Annotated in this window: 5 protein-coding genes; all 5 read right to left on the reverse strand. The window is 63.2% G+C overall.

All coding sequences use genetic code 11. The annotated features are described in order from the left end of the window. Positions 1 to 94 precede the first annotated feature (94 nt). The 5 genes from NUV89_RS17175 to NUV89_RS17195 all read right to left on the reverse strand — a co-directional run bounded on the left by NUV89_RS17175 (position 95) and on the right by NUV89_RS17195 (position 7,408). Entirely contained in the window at positions 95 to 994 is a 900-nt protein-coding gene (locus tag NUV89_RS17175; protein WP_257782255.1) for a polysaccharide deacetylase family protein, read from the reverse strand. A gap of 117 nt (positions 995 to 1,111) precedes the next feature. Next, a complete protein-coding gene (locus NUV89_RS17180) occupies positions 1,112 to 2,605 on the reverse strand; it encodes a M91 family zinc metallopeptidase (protein ID WP_257782256.1) in 1,494 nt (497 codons plus the stop codon). A 91-nt stretch (positions 2,606 to 2,696) separates the two neighbouring features. Continuing rightward, positions 2,697 to 3,947 carry an OprD family porin gene (locus tag NUV89_RS17185; protein ID WP_257782257.1) on the reverse strand — a complete coding sequence of 417 codons (1,251 nt, stop codon included), beginning with the start codon at positions 3,945 to 3,947 and terminating at the stop codon, positions 2,697 to 2,699. A gap of 144 nt (positions 3,948 to 4,091) precedes the next feature. Beyond that, complete coding sequence (locus tag NUV89_RS17190) at positions 4,092 to 5,699, reverse strand: J domain-containing protein (RefSeq protein WP_257782258.1); 1,608 nt, start codon at positions 5,697 to 5,699, stop codon at positions 4,092 to 4,094. 11 nt (positions 5,700 to 5,710) lie between these two features. Next, positions 5,711 to 7,408, reverse strand: coding sequence for a molecular chaperone HscC (locus tag NUV89_RS17195; RefSeq protein WP_257782259.1), 1,698 nt, complete (start codon positions 7,406 to 7,408; stop codon positions 5,711 to 5,713). Positions 7,409 to 7,580 lie beyond the last annotated feature (172 nt).

Raw genomic sequence — 7,580 nt, forward strand, 5'->3', positions numbered from 1 at the left:
TGGCTTGCCTGCGAAAGCGGTGTATCAGCCAGCAACTGTTTAGCTGACCCACTGCTATCGCAGGCAAGCCAGCTCCCACATTGATTGCAGGGTGTCAGTGGGAGTCAGCATCCCACACCCAATTCCACACGCCCGGCAGGTGCACCGGTTCACTCACATCCTTCACTGTGCGGGCCAGCGCGGCGCGTTCGAGTTGGGCCGTGTCGGTGTAGAACGGCTCGGCCGCCGTCTTCATGCCGTTGATCCGTGCGCTGTCCAGCAGGATCTGCAAGTACTCCTGAATGTGCCGCGCCGTGTAGCGGTTGATGTCGTGGAACGTCACCACCACCGGAATCACCCCGTCCACCGTCGGCAATTCCTCCAACGCAATGCGCTCGCGCACCACCGACAGTTGCCGGTACAGGTTGGCCCGGCGGCGCGGGCTGCCGTTGAAGCCCCAGATCTTGCCGTCATTGGCGCTCAAGTCGGTCAGCAGTACGTGCATGCCATGACGCTGGTAAGCGGCAAAGGTGCGCCGGTCGTAGTTCCAGAACGGCGGGCGCACCAGCACGGGCGGGCGGCCGGTGATCGAGGCGATGTCGGCCGCGCCTTGGCTGAGGGTGCTTTCCAGCTCGGCGTCATTCAGCCAGCGATGGTTGGTATGAAACATCGTTGCCGTGTGGAAGGCCAGGATGTGCCCGCCGGCGTACTCCCGTTCCATGGTCTTGCGCCCACGTGAGCTGCCACCGGAGCGTGAGGATTCGGTCTGTAGGAAGAACACCGCTTTGATGCCCGGCAACACGGGGTTGGTCGCCAGGTCGGCGACCACCGAGCGGCTCGGGTTGTTGTAGCCGGACGCACTGGGGCCGTCATCGAAAGTCAGCAGGAAACGGATCGGCGCCTGGGCTTGCAGGCGTTGCTCGGTCTCCGGCGTCAGGGCGATGGGCGAACCAATGCAGCCGCTGAGGCTCAAGGCCAGGGCCAGCAGGGCGGATGCGATGGCGAAGGATTTCATGGTGGGCGCGGGCTCGGGTAAAGGCCGCTACTGGGTGGATCAGCAGCGGCAGGCGCGCACCATACAGCAAGATCGGCTGTGTAAGGTTACAGGCTGACAAACGAACGTTGCTAAGGGTCAGCCGACGTATTGGGTGCGCAGCGGCTTGCCCATTTCTTCATTCAAGGCGTTTTCAGTGAAGGGTTTGGGGTTGGCGGTGGTCGCGGGCGTGGTGGGCAGCCCTACGGCCTGACGTTCGCTGTTGGGGACAGCGTGTTGCTCGCCCTCAACGGTTTCAACGGTCGCGCCCGTCAACGCGGTGCCATTACCCGCGTTATAGGCATGCACCATTTCGTGGTAGAGCACCGTGATCGGTGAGTACGTCACGCCGCCCAGTACCTCGAGGGCGGAGCGATTGTAGGAAATTTCAGCTCGATCAGCCCGAGATCCCGGCACGCCATAGACCATAAAGCCCCACTTGGGGTCGTCGCCGACTACAGGGGGCCGTTCATATTGCAACAAGGCTTTGAGTTCCTGGCTGCCATAGACGTACCCGCTTCCCGTGTCGAGCACGTCCTCCACGAGCGTGACGGGGGCGCCGTTACGCCGCGCGATTGCATTCATCTCGGCCAACATCTGTTTGCCCTGTGGAGAGCTGCGCAGCAAAGCCAGGTCATCTTCGACCCGTTGGACAAAATCGGCAGAGCCTTTTATGACAAAACCTTCTAGTGGCGATGGACCGGCCGTGACGGTGGTCAACAGCGAGCCATTGAGGCGCTCAATCGTATCGCCTGCTTGCGCGTAGATCAGGTCGCCAGGCCGATTGGCAATCACCCTGTCATGACCGCTGCCGGTGTAGAACGTACTGCGGTCGTGGCCGATCAAGCGATCATCCCCGGCTCCTCCATGCAACACCGTATGGCCGTTGCCCGCGTACAGTCGATCATTGCCGCTGCCGCCATCCAGGTAGCTGGTTTTGCTGTATGGCCCCGCACCGGCGTACAGGCGGTCATTGCCGTTGTTGCCGTACATGACGTTGTCGCCCGTGCCGCCGATGATCGTGTCGTCACCGTCGTTGCCCTCGGCATAACCCAGGCCACTGCCTAAACGCAGCACATCATCGCCATTTCCACCGAACAGGCGGGTGTAGCCGCCGCCAGCCTGCACGCGGTCATTGCCGTCGCCGGCGTCCACGATGACGGGTTGCGTCACGCTGGCGTCGATGCTGATGTTGTCTGCACCGCCATGGAGTTTGAAGTGAAAGGTGAGGGGCTTGCCGTCTGTATCCTCGCTGTCAAAACGATATAACCGGCCGTTGACCCTAACATCCAACTGTCCTGCGCGTGTCTGGCTGACATGGAGCAGGTCGGCCTCGTCACCCGTGTCGAGGATCAGGCTGTTCTGCAGGCTGTAAGTCACGTCTTGTTCCCAGATCGATTGGCAGCTGGCTTTCAAGGTGCCGTCATCCAGGACCGGTTGTACGTAGGCCTGGATCTGATTATCCGGTGTGAACGGCAGTTGAGGGGCGACGGCGGGTACGTAGCGGCTGTTCTCGACTGACACTACAGGGGCGGGGTGCTTGTCTTTCAGGGGCGGGCGGTGCGTGTTTTCGAGGCTTTTGGACACTTCCATTTGTAATTCCTTTCGAAGAGTCAGGCGGTATGCCTGCCTTCTGGAAGTGTCCGCCTCTGCCAAAACGTTCCTGCGAGGTTGTAATGAGGTCTTACAGCAAACTGATCGGGTAGCTGACGATCAACCGGTTCTCATCAAACTCGTTGTTGCTGTAGTCGCGGCGCATGCTGGAATTGCGCAGGCGCACCGTGAGGTTTTTCGCCACGCCGCTTTGCACGGTGTAGCCCACTTCGCTTTCGCGGCCCCACTCCTTGCCGTTGGTGATTAAGCCTGTGTGCACGTTGCTGCCGCTGATGTAGCGGTTCATCAGGGTCAGGCCCGGCACGCCGAGGGCGGCGAAGTTGTAGTCGTGGCGCAGTTGCCAGGATTTTTCCTCGGCGTTGTCGTAGCTGGAGTTGTAGCTGTCGTTGGCCAGGGTGCCGCCGCTGGTGCCGTTGACGCGCATCCAGGCGTTGTTGCCGGTGAGTTTTTGCAGGCCGATGTAGAAGGTGTTGCCGCCGTACTTGGCCGAGAACAGGCCGGACCAGGTCTTGTTGTCGAGGCTGCCGGCGCGGGCGCTGCCGTCGTCCTTGCCGTAGAAGAAGCCGAGGTTGGCGCCCAGGGTCCAGGCGCCCAGGGGCTGGCTGTGGATCAGGTTGACGAACTGCTGGCGGTAGATGTCCTTGAGCTGGGCGTTCCACAGGCCGACCTGGGTGCGCTTGTCGTTGAACGCGTATTCACCGCCCTGGAAGTTGAAGCGGTCGGAGGTGAAGGCGGTTTTACCGACCATCGACATGTCGTTCATGCTGCTGTCGTCACGCGGGCTGTTGGCGCGGAACTGGCCGCCGTAGAGGGTCAGGCCGTCGATCTCTTTGGAGGTGATCTGCCCGCCGCGCAGGGTTTGCGGCAGGGAGCGGCCGTCGTCTGCGCGCAGGATCGGCAGCACCGGCATCCATTCGCCGACCTTCAATTCGGTCTTCGAGATCTTCGCCTTGAACGCCACGCCCAGGCGCCCGAATTCATCCGCCGGGCGGCCGTCGTGGTCCAGAGGCAACAACTGGGTGCCGCCGGTGCCGCGTCCGCCATCGAGCTTCAATGAGTACATGCCCAGCACATCCACGCCGAAACCCACCGTGCCCTGGGTGAAGCCGGACTTGGCGTCGAGGATGAAACTCTGCGTCCACTCCTGCGCGCCGCCCTGGGCCTTGGTCGGGTTGGTGTAATTGCGATTGAAGAAGAAGTTGCGCAGGTTGAGGTTGGCGCTGGCGTCTTCAAGGAAGCCGTGTTCTTCGGCGACGACGGGCAAGGCAAGGCTGGTGACTGCGGCAGCCAGCAACAGCTGGCGAGGGCGGAACGTGCTCATGGCGTTGAACCTATTGTTATTGGAGGTTGTGCAGGTGCGGGCCATGGTGCGGGGCGGGGTGCAAGCGGTTCAATCGGGGGAGGGCGGGTTGTGGGCGATGATCGCACGCAAGTTGCCGGGCGCTGGGGCCCGGCGTGTTTGTGCCTAGAGAAAGTGCTTCAGGCTGGTCCAAGGGATCTCGGGCAAGTAGCGCTGGCACAGCAGCGTGGCGGGCACCATCACCGCCAGGAACGCCACTTGCAGCGGGCTCCAGTGGGCCCAATGCAACCCACTGAACCACGGGTAATAGTGCTCGACGTGCTCGCTGACCTGACCGATGCGCTTGGGGTGCAGCACGTGGATCAGGATCATCCCGGCATACGCCAGCATGCCCATCACCCCCAGCAACATGCCGAAGAACACCAGCAGGCACAGTTGTGGGACACCGTGGCGCAGCACCAGCCACTGCTGATGCGGGTTGAAGCGTTCGGGCAGCAGGCGCTGGGTCAGCCACAGGTCGGGGAGGATCACGCGTGAGGTCACGGCGGCCCACAGTTGTGTGCCACGGATCGCGAGGAAGGCCGGAATGACGGTCAGCAGCACCACCAGGATCGCTTCGGTGGACAGTGTTTTGGTCTCGGGGACGATGGCCAGCCCCGTGGCCAAGGCTAAAGCGCCCCACAGCCGTATCCAGCTGCGATGGGACACCGGGCGCGGGAGGAATTTGCGCCAGAAAAACACGTCGGTCTGGGGCAGGCGCTCCAGCAGTTGCGGATAACGCCAGTTGAGGGTTTCGGCCAGTTGTTGGCAGGCGTGCCAGTCGTTGTCACTGAACCGCGCGGCCATCGCGCTTTGCTGGGTGTCGGACAGGGGCGTCAGCAGCAGGCGTGCGGCCATGGCATCGGGTGATTTCCAGGTGGGGTCCTGCGCCTTGGCCTGCAAATGCTCGTAGAAACTTTCCTGCTCGCAACGCGCGACCAGTTCGCGCCACATCCAGGCGGGTTCCGGATACACGCCTTGCTGGTCGTCCCAGCCGAACGCCTGGCATACGCGCTCGAACAGCGGCACGCTCCAGGTGGTGTCGTGCAGCAGGCGCAGGACGATGCGTTGCCACTGTTGTTGCAGGTCGAACACCCGCAGCCAGGCTTGGCTGGTGTACTGGCTGAGCTGGGTGATGAACTCGCGTTCGGCCTTTTGCTCCAGCAGTTCCTGCAAGGTGCGGCGGTAGTCCTGGAGCAGCTCGCCGGTCAGTGCATCCTGCTGCCATGGGGTCATGGCTACCTGTTGCCAGGGTGTCAGCCATTCCAGGTGGTGCACGGCCCAACCGACAATCGCACCGCGCTCGCCGGGGCTGTCGAAGCAGTGGCGCAACAGGCCGGCCTGGAACGCGTCGCTGCAGCCTTGCTGCTGCGCCTGGGCCCAGCGCTCGTCGAGAGTGTGCAGGTTAAGGCCGCGGATCAGCGCCTGGGCCGGGTCGGGCTCTGGTGTTTCGAGCGGGGCAGGGTGCAGGGCGCTGACGTCCATCAGCTCGGCGAGGTCGTTGAGGTTGCCGTAGGCGTGTGCAGCTACGGGCTCTTCCACGCGGGTGTCGTCTTCTTCCCAGTCAGCGCGCCAGCGTGCGTAGGCCAGCGCTTCTTCGTAGGCTTCGCGCAGGCGCTGGAAACCTTCGGCGTCATCGTCCGGGCGGCAGCTTTTGAGCAGGCGCGCGTAGGTGCGCTTGATGGTGCGCTCGTCGGTGTCTTCCGGCAGTTGCAGTACGGTCCAGCAATCCATGGGGTGTTTCCTCAGCGCCAGAACCCGTTATCGAGCTGTTCGAGTTGACGGGTCAGTTCGCTGCGGGCCTCGCGGATGCGCCGCTCGTCCTGGGTGTCGAGCACCTGCTGGAACTGCGCGGCCCAGTGGCCGAACTGTTCGCGCAGCTCACCGAGGTTTTCCTGGTAGAGCCGTTCGAGGCGGGCGGTGAGCACGGTGTTGACCTGTTGGTCGCGCGGGTGGACCTTCAACTGCGCCAGGGCTTGCAGGCGTTGTTGGATTTCGTCCGGGCTCAACACGCCGGGATTGTTCTCGATCACCAGGGAGTGCTGCTCGCCGGTCAGCGGGATCTTCACCTGGGCTTCCAGCAGGCCGTTGTTGTCGTAGGTGAAACGCACGTCCAGCGAGACTTCACCGGCCTTGCGCTTGGGCACGGCAATGTCCAGTTGGCCCAGCTCGATGTTGTCTTTGACCAGGCGGCTTTCGCCCTGGTAGATCTTCAGCAGCACCTGGCTCTGGTTGTCGTGCAGGGTGACCACGCTCTTGACCCGGCTCACCGGCACGCTGCTGTTGCGTTCGATCAGCGGCAGGTAGTGACCGCTTTCGATATGGCCGCCGTACTGCTGCGAGGTTTCGATGCCCAGGGTGTAGGGGCAGACGTCGGTCAGCACCACTTCTTCCAGCGCTGCCGAGCGCGCTTTTAGCGCGGCCTGGATCGCGGCGCCGTGGGCGACCACCTGGTCGGGGTCGAGGCTGATGGACGGGAAGCGGCCGAACAAACCCGCAGCCAGCTTGCGCACCAGCGGCATGCGGGTGGTGCCGCCCACCAGGAGGATTTCATCAAGGTCGCCGACGCGAATCCGCGCATCGCGCAGGGCCCGCTCGATGGGCGCGCGCAGGCGCTCCAGCAGCGGCGTGTAGAGCGTGGCGAGTTCCTGCTGGGTGATGGTTTTGAGCCACTGCTGGCCGTCGACGCGCAGGGCGAATTCGGCGCTGTCGTCCTGGCCCAGGGCCTTGCGCACGCGCTCGGCTTCGCGGCGCAGGGCGTGCAAGACGCTGCTGGTGGGTGGGAACCCGGCGGCGTGGCGCTGGCTATCGACGAAGTGTTCCAGCAGCAGGGTGTCGAAATCTTCACCGCCGAGGAAGTTGTCGCCGGCGCTGGCGCGCACTTCCATCACGCCGTCGAACAGCTCGATGATCGACACGTCAAAGGTGCCGCCGCCAAGGTCGAACACCAGGAACGAGGTTTCCTTGTCACGCTGATGCAGGCCGTAGGCGAGGGCGGCAGCGGTGGGTTCGTTGATCAGTTTGTCGACGTTGAGCCCGGCCAGCTCACCGGCGATGCGCGTGGCTTTGCGTTGGCCGTCGCTGAAGTAGGCGGGCACGCTGATTACGGCGTCGGTGACGGTGTGGCCGTAGGTGCGTTCGATGTCTTCCTTGAGGCTTTTGAGCACCAGCGCCGAGAGTTCTTCGGGGCGGAACGAGCGGTCGCCCAGGCGCACTTCGGTGGCGCTGCCCATGTAGCGCTTGAACAGCGAAGTGGTCAGGTGCGGGTGGGTGTGCAGGCGTTCCTTGGCGGCCTGGCCTACCAGGATGCGGCCTTGGTCATCCAGGCCTACCACGCTTGGGGTCAGCAACTCACCCAGGGCATTGGGCACCATCTCGGCGGCGTCACCGCGCCAGACGGCGGCGAGGCTGTTGGTGGTTCCCAGGTCGATTCCTACGATCATTACGACAAGCTCCCTTTGTGGTTTGTAAGAATCTGTGACCAATTTTATCCTGAAAGGTTAAACGAAATGCAAGGTGGTGGGTTTAGGGCGGGCTTCTGTGGGCTGGCTTTTGTGGGAGCTGGCTTGCCTGCGATAGCATCGCCGCGGTGCAACTGACACACCGAGGTGCCTG

The organism is Pseudomonas sp. 18.1.10, from assembly GCF_024655625.1.
GTDB lineage: Bacteria > Pseudomonadota > Gammaproteobacteria > Pseudomonadales > Pseudomonadaceae > Aquipseudomonas.

Coding starts and splice junctions, on each gene's coding strand:
- NUV89_RS17175 (WP_257782255.1), bottom strand. CDS start 994: ATGAAATCCTTCGCCATCGCATCCGCCCTGCTGGCCCTGGCCTTGAGC.
- NUV89_RS17190 (WP_257782258.1), bottom strand. CDS start 5,699: ATGGATTGCTGGACCGTACTGCAACTGCCGGAAGACACCGACGAGCGC.
- NUV89_RS17185 (WP_257782257.1), bottom strand. CDS start 3,947: ATGAGCACGTTCCGCCCTCGCCAGCTGTTGCTGGCTGCCGCAGTCACC.
- NUV89_RS17180 (WP_257782256.1), bottom strand. CDS start 2,605: ATGGAAGTGTCCAAAAGCCTCGAAAACACGCACCGCCCGCCCCTGAAA.
- NUV89_RS17195 (WP_257782259.1), bottom strand. CDS start 7,408: ATGATCGTAGGAATCGACCTGGGAACCACCAACAGCCTCGCCGCCGTC.